This is a genomic window from Caballeronia arationis, assembly GCF_001544975.2.
Taxonomy (GTDB): Bacteria; Pseudomonadota; Gammaproteobacteria; order Burkholderiales; family Burkholderiaceae; genus Caballeronia; species Caballeronia arationis.
The window spans coordinates 1-14816 of sequence record NZ_FCOG02000136.1; the positions used below are offsets into that span (position 1 = coordinate 1).

Below are 14816 nucleotides of genomic sequence, written 5' to 3' on the forward strand. Positions count from 1 at the left end.
GCATGAGATCACGAAGATGTATCGCCTCTTGAGGCAAAACGAATAGCATGATCAGCCAACTTGTGGGTAATCCTGAGCTAAAAGCCGCCTGCACGCCCATACCGTTAGCGCAATTTTCCCTTCTGGAACGGAGACGAAAAATGGAGTTCGACGCCTATTGGGGCACGCTCGGCAAACCTCGCGTTTGCGTGCGCTCGAAGTGGGGGACTTCCGACCGACACCTTGCGCACTATCGCCGAGGTGAGCCGACTTGCTATCGTCGTTGCTCCGAAGCGCGGTGAGACTTGCGAGCATAAAGCAGCGCTTTATTCGTGTAAGTCTCCGCGGACGCTGGGAGTGGGCCGTTGTTCGAATTCATTGCCTGCTATTTGCGTCGACCGGAAGTAGGGCGTCTGCGGTGCCGAGACACGAGCGAATTGCCCGCTGTACGGGCAGTGAGCACGCGGGGCGGGCGCGCAAATGTTGCAAATTCACTCACGTCAGTTTCGTCGGGTCAAGCCAGCGGGCGGGTGGAAGACGCCAAATCGGCAGGGGTTAGAGCACGGGCGCCATCCGGTCTGCGCCTCTTCCGATCCGGTAAAGATCTGTCGGTAGCAAATGCCGTTTTTTTAACGTAGGCGTTCGCGTTGAAAAGGTAGAGGCTTCAGCCCGAGACTTGATAGGACGGACGGCGCCTCTCGGGTCTCCGCGCGGCATGATCATTGCGCGGCAAATCGATCTGGCTCATTGAGCGAGTGGACCTCGGCCCGTCCAAAGCAACCCGAGAAAACGTTAGCCCACATTCGCGCAGGTCGAGGGCGGCATCCGCCTGTGCGAGCTGGACTTTCTTCAAACTGTTTCATCGACACGAGAAATCATGGCCCGCTCTTTCAAGAAACTTGGTGCGACCCCTCCCGCGGTCGGCGTGCTCGCTGCGGCGGCGACTGGGGCTGCCATTACTGCGTTGTGGGTTCAACATCGGGCACGCAAAGCCGAACGCGATAACCCCCCTATCGGCCGCTTTGTCGAGGTCGACGGTGTACGACTGCACTACCTTGAGAAGGGAGAAGGGCCGGCCGTTGTGCTGCTGCATGGAAATACCGTGTTATTGCAGGACTTCATCGGCAGCGGGTTAATTGATCGGTTGGCCGTGAATCACCGGGTGATCGCGTTTGACCGCCCGGGCTTCGGCTATAGCGAGCGTCCGCGCGACCGTCTCTGGACCGCACCTGCTCAGGCTGCGTTGTTGCAGCGGGCGCTCGTACAGATCGGAGTCGAGCACCCGGTCGTGGTGGGCCATTCGTGGGGCACGCTCGTCGCGCTCGGACTGGCGGCGGACCTTCCCGCATACGTGCGCGGCCTCGTGCTGATTTCCGGCTATTACTATCCGACCGCCCGTTTGGACGTCGCGTTGACGGCACCGGCGGCGCTCCCGCTGTTGGGCGACGTACTGCGTTACACCCTTTCGCCGCTAACCGGCCGCCTGTTGTTGAAGCACACAGTGAAGGCGATGTTCTGGCCCGCTCCTGTGCCCGACAATTTCTTCGACGTCATGCCTCGCGAAATGATGCTACGCCCGCTCCAAATCCGGGCTGAGGCAGAGGACGCCGCGTTTATGGTCCCGGCGTCCGCACAGTTTCGCCGTCGCTATCCGAAGCTCACATTGCCGGTGAGTATTTTCGGGGGCGCGGGCGACAAAATCGTTGACGTCGAATCGCATTCGGTTCGTCTGCACCGTGACCTACCCCGCAGCACGCTGACCGTCGTGCCCGGAGCGGGGCATATGGTGCACTATGCGCTCGCCGATGAAATCGTCGATGCGATTAATTTGATGATCGTCGACCAAAGTGTGGAGCGGCATGCTCCCGCAATGGCCATCGGTGCCGCACCATAGAGCGATGGGCGGTAGATAGCAGCGTTAAGGTCGCCGTAGAGGTGCCGTTTGGGATTCACGCACTGTTGGCCGACGCGCAGTCGGCAGACAGCCTGCGGCTGACGCAGGCGGAAGCCTGACCGCATATTCCATGACCCGAGTGCGCCATCTGGCTTGAGTAACTGCGGCGGCACATCGAATAACACTTGCAATCGGCGGACTTGAAATTGCAAGCGCCAAAACAGGGGGCGAAGCATGAATGCCGAAGGGTTGGAGAACGACAAGTCAGGCAGCGGCCACGCCGGGCAAGGGCAGGACGAATACGAACGACGAGAGATCTCTTCCGCGCACGCACCGCCTGCCGCACGCGTCTCGTGTCCTACGCGGGAAACCATTTCGGCGCTCGAGCAACCGGTGTTGCAGGCCTATCTACGCCAGCGCCGCTGGTTCGCATCAAAAGACCAAGAGCTTGGCCTCGTGCGGCCGGCTGCGTGTATTTGCGTGGACGCGGCCGGGTTTGCGTTCGCGGAGCTCGAAGTTGAGTTGCCGAATGGGGCTGAACGCTATCTCCTACCGTTAGCGGTCGCGTGGGACGCCAAGGAAATTCCGGAGTCAAACCGCGAGTTGGCACTTGCCCTGGTCGAGCAAAACGGGGAGGTCGGCCATTTAATCGACGCCTTCGGCATTCCGCGTTTCCCCTGCGAGGTGCTGGCAATGTTGAAAAGTCGGACCGTCGTCGCAACGGACCAGTGGGGCGAAATCCGCTTCATTCCGACGGACCGCATTGACGCGCTCGACTGCGCCGACCAAAACGTGCCGGACATCCGCTGGCTGTCCGCTGAACAAAGCAATAGTTCGCTGGTCGTTGATGAGAAGGTCGTACTCAAACTCGTGCGCCGGCTGATCGGCGGAGTTCACCCTGAAGCTGAAATGACCCGATATCTGACCGCACGTGGATATGCGAATGCGGGTCCTTTGTTCGGGGAGGTAGTGCGCGTCGATACTGACGGCGTGCCGCACACGCTGTGCATCCTTCAAGGTTTCATTTCCAACGATGGTGACGCGTGGCAGTTTGTGCTTAGGTACCTCCGACGGGCTGTAGACGACGCCTCAGCGGTTGGATTCGCGCCGGACGCCGGCGCCACCGAGAACGACGAACAACATTGTATTAACGGTTATCGTGAAATTGCGGCTGCCATTGGCCGTCGCTTGGGCGAGCTTCACGTCATACTCGCGTCGCCGACCGTGGATGAAGCCTTCTCGCCTCAAATGGCGAGCACCGAAGACGTGCGTTCCTGGACGAACAGCACGGTTGCCCTGATCAGTACAGCGCTCGACATCCTCGCAGGACAGCTCGATATGCTGAAGGGCGGCGATCGCGCGATAGCGCAGAGCCTGCTCGAGCGACGCGCCGCAGTGCTTGCCTATACGCAGGCGCTGGTAGCGGACGACGCCGGCGCATTGTGCTTTCGCATCCATGGCGACTTTCATCTCGGCCAGGTGCTGATCGCGAACGGGGATGCGTACCTGATTGACTTCGAGGGCGAACCAGCGCGTCCGCTCGCTGAGCGACGGAAGAAAGCCAGTCCGTTACGCGACGTTGCCGGCTTATTACGGTCGCTCCGCTACGCTAGCGCGACGATATCGGCCGACCTAGGTACCGAACCCCAGCGCGCGGGCAGATCTATGGACAGGCTGGTCGAGCGCCTTCATTCCCACGCGGAGGACGCCTTTTTAACGGCATATCGCCGCTCGCTTTCGACATCGAGCCTTGGAATCACCGGCGACGAGGAAACTTTTGGGGCGTTGCTCCAGCTCTTTCTTCTCGAAAAGGCCGCGTACGAGATTCGCTATGAAGCTGCGAATCGCCCGGCATGGATTGGCGTGCCTTTACGTGGACTCGCCACTCTGATTGACCAAGGGCTCGACAGATCCTAGATGGCGGCAGGCGTCAATGGAGCAAAGTGCGGCTGCGTGACGCAGTGTCACCCGCCGGCGTCCCCTCAGGCTTGCTTGCGCTGGGCACGTCCGGCCCGAAGAAGCGGCTCGACGCCCCGGAGCCATGCGAGCGGCGGCCTGGAGTCAACGGAGTCACCTATGACTAGTTTAATCGACTGCGTAATCGTAGGCGGCGGCCCGGCAGGTTTGACGGCAGCGTTGTATCTCGCGCGCTATCGCCGATCGGTCAGAGTGTTTGACTTTGGCGAGAGCCGCGCCCGACTCATCCCCGTCACGCGGAACCTGCCTGGCTTTCCATTGGGGATAGGCGGCGAGGCGTGGCTGGCAAATTTACGCGACCAACTCCGTCCATACAATGTGTCCCCGGAGAACGCGAAGGTCAAGTCAATCCGGCCGTTCGGCAGCGGGTTCGAGATCGAATATCGGCCGACGCACGTCAGCGAAGAAGAGGTAGCGCGCTCGGTGCGCGCCAAGCGCGTATTGCTCGCCTCGGGCATACGAGACGGATTGCCCGCAGTCGCCAATGCCTGCGAGCTCACCCGCCGCGGGCTATTTCGCCTGTGCCCGATATGCGATGGTTACGAGACCGACGGTCAGCGCATCGCAATGCTGGGGCCGGCGAGGTGTACGCTAGCCCACGCAGTATTCATGAGAACATTTACCCGCGACGTTTCCGTTGTCGCCTCTGACCTGAAGACGTTGTCAGCCGACGAAGTTAGCTTGGCCGCCGCCAACGGCATCACCCTGATAGAGCTCTCAACGTTGGAAGCCCCTGAGCGAGCGAATAGCGGCGTACAGATCTTCAGCACCGATGGGACGGCCCATATTTTCGACTCGGTATATCCGGTCATGGGCTGCCATCCGGAGACCGAGGTGTTAGAGCTTGAGGTCGAGCGAGACGATGACGGGATGGTGATTACCGACAAGCATCAGCGTACCAGTGTTGCGCATCTGTACGCGGCTGGCGACATCGTCAATACCATCAATCAGATAAGCGTCGCTTCTGGGGAAGCAGCCATCGCCGCAACGGCTATTCATAAAAGCCTTCCGCATAACGCCCGTTAGCAATGGTGTCGTTACTCCTTTGTCGCCACACAAGCGTGTAGTGCATACTGCGCTTGAAAACCGTTCCAGCCGTCTCGCCGCGCGCGGCTTCGCCAATAGGAACACTGCGCGTCAGCGGGACGCGACCGAGTGGTGAGCGTCCAATGTAGCCGCTGCCGACGGGTCGAGGCCCTCCAATTCCATGAGAGAAACGGCGAAAAATCGGCCGTTAGCGGAATAGCAGTGCGTCGCTCGTGTGAGAGCCCGTCACGCGCTGTCATTAGGGCCTCGATAAGATAGCAGGCTAGAGGCACAACGTAATCTGCGCAGGATTGTTGTATTCAGGCAGGCCGCCGCGAAATCGGCGCGCAGAGCTTGCACACTGAGCAGCTTCGCGTGCAGTTCAAGGGCACCCGCTGAGGGGCGGCTAGGCGGTTCCCGCGGGAACCGCCCTATGACCCGTTAAACGGTTGGACCCGCGCGTCCTCTGCTAAAGAGCCGCACGAGGGCCAGAAAGATAACGGCACCAATTAGCGCGGTGAGAAGAGAACCTATGACTCCGTTACCCAAGTGCAAACCGAGTGCGCCTCCAAGCCACCCGCCAATGAACGCGCCGACAATCCCAACGATGATGTCAACGATGATTCCGAACCCGCCTCCATCAACGATTCGCCCCGCCAGCGCGCCAGCGATTCCACCGATAATCAACCAAAAGATTGTTCCGTGCGAAACGTGCTCCATGCTGTTCTCGAAACAAAAATACCTTTAACGAGCGATGAGCATGCCCCCAACTGCGGCTAATGCTATCGATTTCCACGGGTTCTCGTGGACGAAATCATCTGTTGAATCTGTTACAACGCGATATTGTTCCTTCGCCACGCCCTGCGCGCCTGACAACTTGTCCTTCACTGTCGCAAGCCGATCCCTCGTCTCCGGATTTCCGGGGTAGCCACCGGAGTCCGACCCACCGGCTGAGTCCCACGTTTTTGAAACGTCGCGGAAGTTAGAACTATCTGCCGAGTTCGACGGCGGCGAAGAGGTGGCGCGGATCGACTCTCCTGATTGCAATTTGTCGTTTCCTGATGATCGTGACGAAGTGGACACATTCGCGGCGGCCACGCCGCGCGCGCCGAAAAGGGTCGCGGAACCGGGCGCGCCGGGGGACGATGAGGCTTGACTTGATTCGGCCATGTGAGTCTCCAAAGAGTCGATCGATAGAAGCGCGACAGGATGCGCAAACCTCATGCCCCCGCATCGGGTCACAGTATGGTTTGACACACCGGATCGGCAGAGCGCGCCGAGCCCGAACGCAGGCGTCATCGTCTCCGCGAGCTCGTCATCATCGGACAGACGCCGCTGACGTCGGAGGCCGTCGGGACGCAGCCGTGCGGGTCGCGCGAGTGCTGGCTCTGCCGCCGCTGACCCTACGGGTTCGCGGTCGCATCCACCATGCTTCTTGACGACCCTGCTGATGTACCTCATCACGCACAACCTGTGGCATTGGAGGCCGAAAGCGTGCTGGTCATCGGCCCCCTGGCGCTGGTCGACGCAGTTTTCGTGTCGAGCAATGTCAGCAAGGTGGTCGATCGCGGATGGATTCCGATTCTCGCGGGCGCGCGCTTTTCACGGTCCTGACGACTTAGCATCGCGGCCGCGAAGTCCGTGGCCCGCACGAAGCAAGCGTGGTGACAACTATCTCAGAATGCTTCTTATACACGGGGCACGCGCCGTTTTGTTCCAAAGCAAATGCAAGGGAGTCTGGTGAGAGCAGCTATTGGTAAGGCGGCCCGTGAACGTGGCGACTGTTGCGTTAGCGAACAAAATGGCGCGAACGGCGTGGGGCGTTATTGGCAAATAATCGAACGTACCAAAACAACTATGCGGCAATGCAGCAGGCTGCGTCGAAGAGCAAGACACGAGTTGGATGCACGCTGGAAGGTTGCGAAGGCAAATACGATGTGATGGCGAGACAGGTTGGACCGTAAGAACAGAAGCCTGATTGACGCTAAGCGCTCAAAGTGCGCTGGACAGTAGAGGCCGTTCTTGGCGAATCCCCTCAGGGCGCGCAGCGTTGGCTGCAGACGCCGAATTATAAGCCTGCAGCCAAACCCTCATCGAGCGTCACAGCGCTATTTCCTTGCAAGCCGGGCGGCGTTCATATAAGCGTCAAGCAGGACGTCCGGATTACCGACATTCATCTTGGCCGGTCGGGCGAGGTGATGTTCGCTGTTTGGCATGGTCGTCGCTCGGTTCGGGTTGTCAGCGGGTAATTGACGGCGTCGTTCTTTTTGTTTGTCGCTGGCTGTGCGGCGCCGATAGCTTTCAACGGCCTGCACGGACGCTGGACAAGACATCGGAGATGCCATTGACTTCGGCGCCGTCCTTTCTTTTGCCGACGACGATCGACGGACCCGATGTGCCCGTCGCGCCGCGCCTGATGTCGATGAGCCGGCGGATGGCGCCTTGCTGCGTCGTGAAATAGTGCTCCATGCGTGCGTAGCTTGCGGTGAAGAGCGAAGGTTAGCCGTTATTGTCTAATCATTATGTTGGCCAGGACACGTTCGGCCTCTGCGAACGCCCATGTAAGGCGAGTGCAAGACCGCGGCACGCATTTTGGGTCAAGGGCTGCAGCTCGCTCGGCCGCACGCGCTATGCGGTCTTTCTCGACGTGGTTGGCGGCGTCGTCGAAGGAGACGATTTATGCCTCATCGACATAAAGGAGGGCGTGAAGGCTGCCGTTCCTCGCTACAAGGAGGTCACGATGCCGCGCGATAAAATAACGCCTTGCGCGTCATCGAAGGCGCGCGGCATCTCTCGCCTTTCCTCGGCGAGCGCATGCGGGCAGCGCGTCTGCTCGATCGCGGGGTGGTCATTCGGGAACTCTTGCCTCAGGACATGAAGCTCGAAATCGAGCGACTGGACAAGGACGACGCGATGCATGTGGCGCATTATCTGGCTGCCGTAGTCGGGAAGTCGCACGCACGGCAAATGAATGCGACGACGCGGAAAGTATGGCAAGCCGAATTGCGACGCAACCGGTCGAAAACGATAGATGCGCCTTTGTGGCTTTGGAACAGCATCGTCCAACTGGTGAGCAGCCACGAGGCTGGATACCTAGAGCATTGCCGTCGTTACGCGACCGGGACGTGACCGCGCGATGCACCTGCCGATGGCGAGATGCTTCTCAATGGCCAGTTGCCATCCATAAAGGGACATCAGGCCTGCCGTCCGGCGAATGGCTCGGAAGGCGGCTGCCTTTGGGATGGGCGCGACGTTCGAACGTCATCGTAGGATTGTGGACCGACGTCCGTAGATGGCCGGTTACCGGAGTTCACAATTCAAACGCCGGTCGAGCGCTGCGACCGCTCGGCGAACTTGGTGGTTGGTCGGCACATTTTGCCGTGACCTGCAGGTGGACAACCATCGAATTTTTGAACAAGCTAGGCGTAGACTTGTGATACCTCGTCACGTAGGCTCAAAGTGCGCAACCACCTGCGACTGAAAAGACGAGGGCGTACCGACAGGCGAACTTCGCCATCCTCACGGCCTTCATGTTGGCATTCGGCTTGTGCAGACAGGTGTTCGCGCAGTGCCGGCCCGTCAGCGAGAGGACGCAAGAAATCGGGTGCTGGATAATCGAGCCGCCGCCGCTGGGACAACTGCAATCAGCATCGTTGTTCTGGTACCTTGGCCGTTACCGCTCCCGAGAGGAAGCGCAAGCCGCGAAAGGGCCGAAGGGCATTGTCATTGACGCTTATGGCAGTTCATGGCTGTCCACGATTGAGCGGGCAGGCTGGCGGCAGCCTGACGCAGAGCGAGTCGCCGTAATCGGCCCGTTACAGATTACTAAGCCGGGGGTGGATTACACCGCTCAATATATGGAAGGAACCTTTACACCAGGAATGAGCACGGGTGCACATTACCACCCAGGGCCTGAGGCCCTATACACGCTCACTGGTGAGGTTTGTTTCGAAATGCCGCACGGAAAGATCGTCGGCCGAGCGGGTGAAGGCATTGTGATGGAATCGGGGCATCTGCATACCCTCACCGCTACCGGTATAGAACAGCGCCGGTCCCTTGCACTGGTGGTCTATGAGAGCGCGCAGCCTTGGCGTTTGCCGTCAGCCGCATGGGAGCCGCAAGGCCTTTGCAAGTAGAAAATTGCTTTTGACCAACGAAGCAAACCTTGTTGCAAACCACACGTATGAGTCTCGTCTCAATGGGGCAGACAGACTCGAGTTCGGGAAAACGGCGCAGGGGCCGCTCGTGCCAACGCGACGATGGTGTTTTTGTATATCGGCCTGATCGCCCGGGGGCCGGAGGTGCCACAGTGGCCGCGCAGTCCGCTTCGTCGCGCCGACGCCCCCTGAACTCTAAGAAGCCGCGCGCCATCGCTCACCAGCCGCACGGGCGCGTGTATACGCGATGCCCGCGCGCGGGCCATGCCTCGTGAGTACTTCGCATCGCCTTTATGCGGTACATCCATTGCTGGCAGAGCGGATGCCGTGCGAGCGGGCGCTGCTGCGCTTGCCGGCCAACTCCCCCTTAACCGGCGACCTGGAGGCGACATGAAAGCGCTCAGATGGCATGGCAAGAAGGACATTCGATGCGATACGGTGCCCGATCCGACGATCGAGCATCCGCGCGACGCGATCGTCAAGGTCACGTCGTGCGCGATTTGCGGCTCGGATCTGCATCTGTACGACGGCTTTATGCCCGGCATGGAAGCTGGCGACATCATGGGCCACGAATTCATGGGCGAAGTCGCGGAGGTCGGCAAGGGCAACACCGCGCTCAAAGTAGGCGACCGGGTCGTCGTGCCGTTCACGATCATCTGTGGCGAATGCGAGCAGTGCAAGCGCGGCAATTTTTCCGTTTGCGAACGGAGCAACCGCAACAAGGATGTCGCGGACAAGGTGTTCGGCCACACCACCGCCGGCCTCTTCGGCTATACGCATTTGACAGGCGGCTACGCTGGCGGACAGGCCGAATACGTGCGCGTTCCGTACGCGGACTGCACTCACGTGAAGATTCCGGATGGGCTCAGCGACGAGCAAGTACTTTTCCTCGGCGACATCTTCCCGACCGGGTGGCAGGCAGCGGTGCAATGCGACATCGAGCCGACCGACACCGTAGCGATCTGGGGCGCCGGGCCTGTCGGGCAGATGGCGATCCGTAGCGCCGTGCTGCTGGGCGCGAAGCAGGTGATAGCCATCGACTGCGTGCCCGAACGGCTCGCGATGGCCCGCGCGGGCGGCGCCGTCACGATCGACTTCAAAGAAGAGAGCGTTCTCGAACGACTGAAGGAGTTAACGCTCGGCAAGGGTCCGGAGAAGTGCATAGACGCGGTGGGAATGGAGTCGCATGCCACGCGCTCCATCGATGCGATGTACGACCGCGCGAAACAGGCCGTGATGCTCGAAACGGACCGGCCGCACGTGCTGCGCGAAATGATCTATGTGTGCCGACCCGCGGGCACGCTGTCGGTGCCGGGCGTCTACGGCGGGCTGATCGACAAGATCCCGTTCGGCGCCTCGATGAACAAGGGGCTCACGTGGCGCATGGGGCAGACACACGTCAACCGGTGGACCGACGACCTCTTGCGGCGCATCCAGGAAGGCCAGATCGATCCTTCGTTCGTCATTACGCACACGATGTCGCTCGACGATGGGCCCGCAATGTACAAAAAATTTCGCGACAAGGAGGACGGCTGCATCAAGGTCGTCTTAAAGCCGTAAGGGCGGGCGCCGGGCCCGGATCAATCGCTTATTGACTGCAACCGAAGCAATGAGGTGAAGCCATGGATCAAGCACTGCATCTAGCAAGAGGATCGGACCAGACCAGCCACGGCGCCCACACCCTGGGACCCGAGACGATCGCGCGCGGGCTCGGCTGGTTCAGCATCGCGCTCGGGCTCGCGGAACTAGTCGCGCCGCGCGCGATGTTGCGGATAACCGGCGTCGACGATGCCACCGCGCTCATGCGCCTCTACGGTCTGCGCGAACTTGCGTGCGGCATCGGGATCCTGACCTCGCGCGACGCTACGCCGTTCCTGTGGGCGCGCGTCGGCGGCGACGCGCTGGATCTCGGCACCCTCGCCGTTCAATCGAACAAGTCAAGCGCCGCCGACCGCGCCCGCGCGCTGCGCGCGGCTGCGAATGTGATGGGTGTCACGGCGCTCGACGTGTATGCAGCGCGCGGATCGAGCCGCGAACGCGTCGAAGCGCGACGAGCGCTGGTACGGGACTACAGCGTCCGCTCGGGCTTCCCGGCCGCGCCCGACACGATGCGAGGAGTAGCACGCAGCGACTTTGAGACACCGCGCGACATGCGCGCACCCGACGCGCTGCTGCCTTATACGCGCGGAGGCGGCCAAAGGGGCGCCTCCGCGGCGAATGCATGACCGATATCCGTCCGTGCCGCCTGGCTGGGAGAGAAAGAAGCGTCTGTGACTTCGTCTACATAGCAAGAAGGAACGACGAGGAGCGATGTCCCCGGGCGAGCGTGTAATTCGTCGTTCGAAGCCCTTGCAACCGGCCATTGATGTCAAGAAAACGACGAGCCGGCGATCGAACGTCATTTCGTCATAACGCCTCATGTTCCGCCCCCTGGGCCTCTTGCGGTGCCTTTATCTGCGGGTGTAACATGGCCATGTGATTTAACTCGGCCATGTGATTTCACCTGGTCACGTGAGCGTTTCCGTGGACCCCCTTCAGCACACTCTCCCCGAAAACAGAGCGTTGTTCGCTTTTCGCCAGCTGTTCGAGGGCTCCCGATGGGAGATGACCGTGCCCGATGGCGCCGACAGCGCGGAGGATGTCGTCCTCGTCGACCGAGACGGTCACAGTTTCCATGCCGTTCTGAAGTCGTTCAATGAGGGGCGTCCGGACCGAGTTACCGCGCTATTTGCGCAGGCACTGCTCGAGGCGCGGGCGCGCGCAAAAAAAGCCCACCTTCGGCCCGCCGTCCTGATCTGGGTTGCCAGTGCCTCGCGGTCGCTGGTTGAGCGCCTGATTGACTTTCATCGGGCGTACGGCGACCAGGAACCGTTTGCCGTACTCTCTATGAACGGGACGCAGTACATCGAGTTTCCGGGGCTGCGTTTGACCGAGCGTCCAGACCACTCGGCTGGTTCGCGTCGAGCAGGTCACAGCGCCCCACCGCGCCTGGTGTTCACGGATGGCTTTCAGTGGATGATCAAGCTCCTGCTGGCGGCTGATATCCAGCGCATGGACCTCATTGCTGCGGAAAGTGTCCGATACAGCACCGCGACGGAGCTCGCACGTGCCGCCGGCGTTTCCACGATGCATGCGACCCGGCTAATCAATGCGCTGAAAGCGGAGGGCTTCTTGGAGTCGTCGCACTTTCTGAAATTGGTTCGCCGCCGACAGTTGGCCGAGCGCTGGAAAGCCGAGTACCGCCAGCCGCCACTGACTGTGGCGGCAAAATTCATATCGCCTGCGCCGCCTGACGAACAGCTACGAAAGCTTCTGAAGAAGCACCCGGGAGTTCTGGGCCTTTTTCAAGCAGCGGAAGCCCTCGGCTACGGCCATGTGAAGGGCGGAACACCGACTATCTGGGTTCCCAGCCTGAAGGAAGCCGAAAGTTGGCGTGCACTGCGGGCCGCCAGAGAGGGCGAGCGTCCCGATCTGATCCTTCAGCAGCCGAGTTTCCCTCAATCGGTTCGGCGAGGCGCGGTCTCTCGCGACGGCCTCTGGGTCACGGACATCATTCAGACGTGGCTCGATGTGTCCGCGCACCCGACCCGCGGCGCGGAACTGGCCTCGGAACTGGAACACGGCATCCTTGCAAACGTGATTGGGGACAAGGTGTGAGCGACTTCGCCGAATTCAGCAAACTTGCTGTGACATTAGCGCCCTGGCGCCCGAAGATAGTCTTCGTTGGAGGCTGGGCCTACCGGCTTTACCTGTACGAGCCGCGGGCCTACAAACCAGACTTCGCTGCGATCTTCACGCAGGACGCTGACGTTGCCTTTCGAGAGCGGGATGAACTCGAGGGTGATATCAAGGCAGCGCTTGTCAGCGCGGGCTTTAAGGAGAAGCCGAATTTCGCTGGCAATTTCCAGCCCCCGGCGATGCGCTACACGCTCGGCGATGAGGCCAAAGGTTTCTACGCCGAGTTTCTCACGCCATTGACCGGTAGTCCGATGCGGCGCAACAAGGTGACCAAGCAATTTGAGCCGGACGCCACCCAGGCCAACGGTGGGGTAGTCGCCCAAAAGTTGCGTCATCTTGAAGTACTGTTGCATGAACCCTGGCTTGTGACGATCCCTGCGGAAGACTCCGGCATTGGCGAAGCCGTTGCAGACCTGCGCATCCCAAACCCAGTGAGCTTTATCATCCAGAAGCTGCTGATCCGGGACGAACGCGCGCGCGAAAAGCGGGCACAGGACGTGCTATACATCTACGATGCGATGTACCTTTTCAGTGGCGCAATAGAAGATGCACTCCTGCCGGTCTGGAAAAGCCTCGAGGCAACGCTGACGGACGCTCAACGAAAATCCATCACCGCGGGCGTCGATGCCCTGTTCGCTGAAGTGAACGATCCCATCCGCGAAGCGGTAACCATGCCAACTGATCGTCAGATCGAACCTCAGAACGTGCTCAAGCTGTGCCAGAACGGTTTCGAAGAACTCTTTGGCGGCGCGTAACCCTCAAATGTCAGCGCGACGATCTCTCCGCCCAACACCGGTCTGGGCTCCGCGAACAACGTCTAAATAGGGAACTTCAAGTAGTCATCTACCTCAATATGTTGCTGCTAAGTTCAAATGTCGGGGTTGCCGCTAAGTAGAGATGTCGGGTTTCGAACGGATGTTTCTGTTCTGGTTGTGGGGTTGGGGCGGCGCAGCCGCCCCCCGTTCCCTCATTGCTTTTGCGCTGACTTCGAGAATTGCTTCGTTCATATCGGCAATGCTCAGCGCACGTTGCTTCTTCAGTCCTTCAAGCGCCTTCTTGGCTCGAACCTGTTCACCGCGATGCGTGCGTGACGGCGCATCACACGCACGACGATCGTCTCGTTTGGCTTGCAGCAATCGTGCGGCTTCGAGTGCATGCGCCAAGCGCTTGTTCTCGACTTCCGCGCCCTGATCAATCCGCGCAATACGGTCGTAAGTGCCGCAGGGAAGCACCTCGCCGCCCGCCTGTACCTCGACGCAGCCACTCGGGTATTCGACCACCTCGACTTGCTGGTGAATCAATAGGCGATTGGCAGGCGTGTCTTCCAGCAGATACATCACCCGGTCGTATTGCACCGTCAGCGCATGCGTGACCTTGCGCCAAACGCGATGTGCCAGCAGTTGCGTCAAATCGTCGTCAGCACGCAGGGGCCGATGAGCATCGTGGTCGCTACGTGGCGGCTTGCCGAAACGTTGATTGAAATCAGCGATGAAGGAGGGCGCATAGGCGTTGGCCGCCTCCCAGGTGCTGATCCCGCGCAAGCGCAGCTCCTTGACCAGCCGATCTTGCAGGGTTAGGTTGGCTCGCTCTACACGCCCCTTGGCCTGACTCGTATTCGCGCAGAACGCATCGATGTTCAGTTCGTACAAAGCTCGCCCGAACTGCGTCACGCCTTTGCCAGCGGTCTGCGAGCGGTTCTTGACGTAGAAGACGCTCGCCTTGTCGCTATAGAACGCCATCGGCTTGCCATGCGCGCGCAGGTACTTCGATAGCGCCTCGAAATAGCTGAAGGTCGACTCGGTGGCGGTGAAATGCAGCGTCAACAGCCGGCCGGTCGCATCGTCAATAAATACCAGAAGCGTGCACGCCGGCGCGCGATCCTCGAACCAGCGGTGATCGCTGCCATCGATCTGGATCAACTCGCCCAGACACGAGCGGCGGTTGCGCGGCTGGTGAATCCGCGGCGGGCGCTGTTTGCGAGGCACCCAAAGGCCCGCTGCCGTCATCAGGGAACGAATCGTCTCGACAGCCAGTTCAATGCCGTG

13 protein-coding genes and 2 pseudogenes are annotated in these 14816 nt (G+C 60.4%); 11 read left to right on the forward strand and 4 right to left on the reverse strand.

Going from position 1 to position 14816, the window contains the following annotated elements; all coding sequences use genetic code 11:
- Positions 1–856 precede the first annotated feature (856 nt).
- The 3 genes from AWB81_RS35160 to AWB81_RS35170 all read left to right on the forward strand — a co-directional run bounded on the left by AWB81_RS35160 (position 857) and on the right by AWB81_RS35170 (position 4876).
- Positions 857–1873 (forward strand): alpha/beta fold hydrolase, encoded by a 1017-nt coding sequence (locus AWB81_RS35160; protein WP_062642258.1) that lies wholly within the window; start codon positions 857–859, stop codon positions 1871–1873.
- Positions 1874–2107: 234 nt separating this feature from the next.
- Entirely contained in the window at positions 2108–3790 is a 1683-nt protein-coding gene (locus AWB81_RS35165) for a putative maltokinase (RefSeq protein WP_062642261.1), read from the forward strand.
- Between the two features lie 159 nt (positions 3791–3949).
- Positions 3950–4876 (forward strand): NAD(P)/FAD-dependent oxidoreductase, encoded by a 927-nt coding sequence (locus AWB81_RS35170; RefSeq protein WP_062642262.1) that lies wholly within the window; start codon positions 3950–3952, stop codon positions 4874–4876.
- Between the two features lie 441 nt (positions 4877–5317).
- Here AWB81_RS35170 and AWB81_RS35175 read toward each other — a convergent pair whose 3' ends face one another.
- On the reverse strand, positions 5318–5596 hold the full coding sequence (locus AWB81_RS35175; RefSeq protein ID WP_062642264.1) for a GlsB/YeaQ/YmgE family stress response membrane protein: 279 nt from the start codon (positions 5594–5596) through the stop codon (positions 5318–5320).
- A gap of 24 nt (positions 5597–5620) precedes the next feature.
- On the reverse strand, positions 5621–6046 hold the full coding sequence (locus AWB81_RS45135; protein WP_144444264.1) for an ElaB/YgaM/YqjD family protein: 426 nt from the start codon (positions 6044–6046) through the stop codon (positions 5621–5623).
- Between the two features lie 258 nt (positions 6047–6304).
- Between AWB81_RS45135 and AWB81_RS46015 the strand changes: the two genes are divergently transcribed.
- Positions 6305–6490: a hypothetical protein gene (locus AWB81_RS46015; RefSeq protein WP_159938985.1), complete on the forward strand. Its 186-nt coding sequence runs from the start codon at positions 6305–6307 to the stop codon at positions 6488–6490.
- A 40-nt stretch (positions 6491–6530) separates the two neighbouring features.
- A pseudogene (locus AWB81_RS47415) lies at positions 6531–6753 on the forward strand (IS110 family transposase); the annotation flags it as partial.
- 424 nt (positions 6754–7177) lie between these two features.
- Here the strand turns inward: AWB81_RS47415 and AWB81_RS46020 are convergent.
- On the reverse strand, positions 7178–7345 hold the full coding sequence (locus AWB81_RS46020; RefSeq protein WP_159938986.1) for a hypothetical protein: 168 nt from the start codon (positions 7343–7345) through the stop codon (positions 7178–7180).
- A 118-nt stretch (positions 7346–7463) separates the two neighbouring features.
- On the opposite strand from AWB81_RS46020, the pseudogene AWB81_RS35185 reads away from it, so the two are divergent.
- From AWB81_RS35185 to AWB81_RS35210, 6 genes and pseudogenes are all read left to right on the forward strand, one after another.
- A pseudogene (locus AWB81_RS35185) lies at positions 7464–8005 on the forward strand (DUF2252 family protein); the annotation flags it as partial.
- Positions 8006–8406: 401 nt separating this feature from the next.
- The gene (locus AWB81_RS35190) at positions 8407–9012 is read left to right on the forward strand and encodes a cupin domain-containing protein (RefSeq protein WP_062642266.1); all 606 of its coding nucleotides are present in this window, start codon (positions 8407–8409) and stop codon (positions 9010–9012) included.
- Positions 9013–9423: 411 nt separating this feature from the next.
- Positions 9424–10593 carry a zinc-dependent alcohol dehydrogenase gene (locus AWB81_RS35195; protein WP_062642268.1) on the forward strand — a complete coding sequence of 390 codons (1170 nt, stop codon included), beginning with the start codon at positions 9424–9426 and terminating at the stop codon, positions 10591–10593.
- A gap of 62 nt (positions 10594–10655) precedes the next feature.
- Positions 10656–11258, forward strand: coding sequence for a hypothetical protein (locus tag AWB81_RS35200; RefSeq protein WP_235026072.1), 603 nt, complete (start codon positions 10656–10658; stop codon positions 11256–11258).
- A 379-nt stretch (positions 11259–11637) separates the two neighbouring features.
- The gene (locus AWB81_RS35205) at positions 11638–12690 is read left to right on the forward strand and encodes an RpiR family transcriptional regulator (protein WP_235026073.1); all 1053 of its coding nucleotides are present in this window, start codon (positions 11638–11640) and stop codon (positions 12688–12690) included.
- On the forward strand, positions 12687–13526 hold the full coding sequence (locus tag AWB81_RS35210) for a GSU2403 family nucleotidyltransferase fold protein (RefSeq protein WP_062642272.1): 840 nt from the start codon (positions 12687–12689) through the stop codon (positions 13524–13526). Before AWB81_RS35205 ends, AWB81_RS35210 begins: the two co-directional genes overlap by 4 nt.
- Before the next feature lie 132 nt (positions 13527–13658).
- Here AWB81_RS35210 and AWB81_RS35215 read toward each other — a convergent pair.
- A partial coding sequence (locus AWB81_RS35215) for an ISNCY family transposase (protein WP_062642280.1) occupies positions 13659–14816 on the reverse strand: 1158 nt, incomplete at its 5' end.

Bases quoted from the DNA above. Each gene is read 5' to 3' on its own strand.
- AWB81_RS46015 (WP_159938985.1), top strand. From the start codon at position 6,305: ATGCTTCTTGACGACCCTGCTGATGTACCTCATCACGCACAACCTGTG.
- AWB81_RS35200 (WP_235026072.1), top strand. From the start codon at position 10,656: ATGGATCAAGCACTGCATCTAGCAAGAGGATCGGACCAGACCAGCCAC.
- AWB81_RS35195 (WP_062642268.1), top strand. From the start codon at position 9,424: ATGAAAGCGCTCAGATGGCATGGCAAGAAGGACATTCGATGCGATACG.
- AWB81_RS46020 (WP_159938986.1), bottom strand. From the start codon at position 7,345: ATGGAGCACTATTTCACGACGCAGCAAGGCGCCATCCGCCGGCTCATC.
- AWB81_RS35165 (WP_062642261.1), top strand. From the start codon at position 2,108: ATGAATGCCGAAGGGTTGGAGAACGACAAGTCAGGCAGCGGCCACGCC.
- AWB81_RS35160 (WP_062642258.1), top strand. From the start codon at position 857: ATGGCCCGCTCTTTCAAGAAACTTGGTGCGACCCCTCCCGCGGTCGGC.
- AWB81_RS35205 (WP_235026073.1), top strand. From the start codon at position 11,638: ATGACCGTGCCCGATGGCGCCGACAGCGCGGAGGATGTCGTCCTCGTC.
- AWB81_RS35175 (WP_062642264.1), bottom strand. From the start codon at position 5,596: ATGGAGCACGTTTCGCACGGAACAATCTTTTGGTTGATTATCGGTGGA.
- AWB81_RS35170 (WP_062642262.1), top strand. From the start codon at position 3,950: ATGACTAGTTTAATCGACTGCGTAATCGTAGGCGGCGGCCCGGCAGGT.
- AWB81_RS35190 (WP_062642266.1), top strand. From the start codon at position 8,407: ATGTTGGCATTCGGCTTGTGCAGACAGGTGTTCGCGCAGTGCCGGCCC.
- AWB81_RS45135 (WP_144444264.1), bottom strand. From the start codon at position 6,046: ATGGCCGAATCAAGTCAAGCCTCATCGTCCCCCGGCGCGCCCGGTTCC.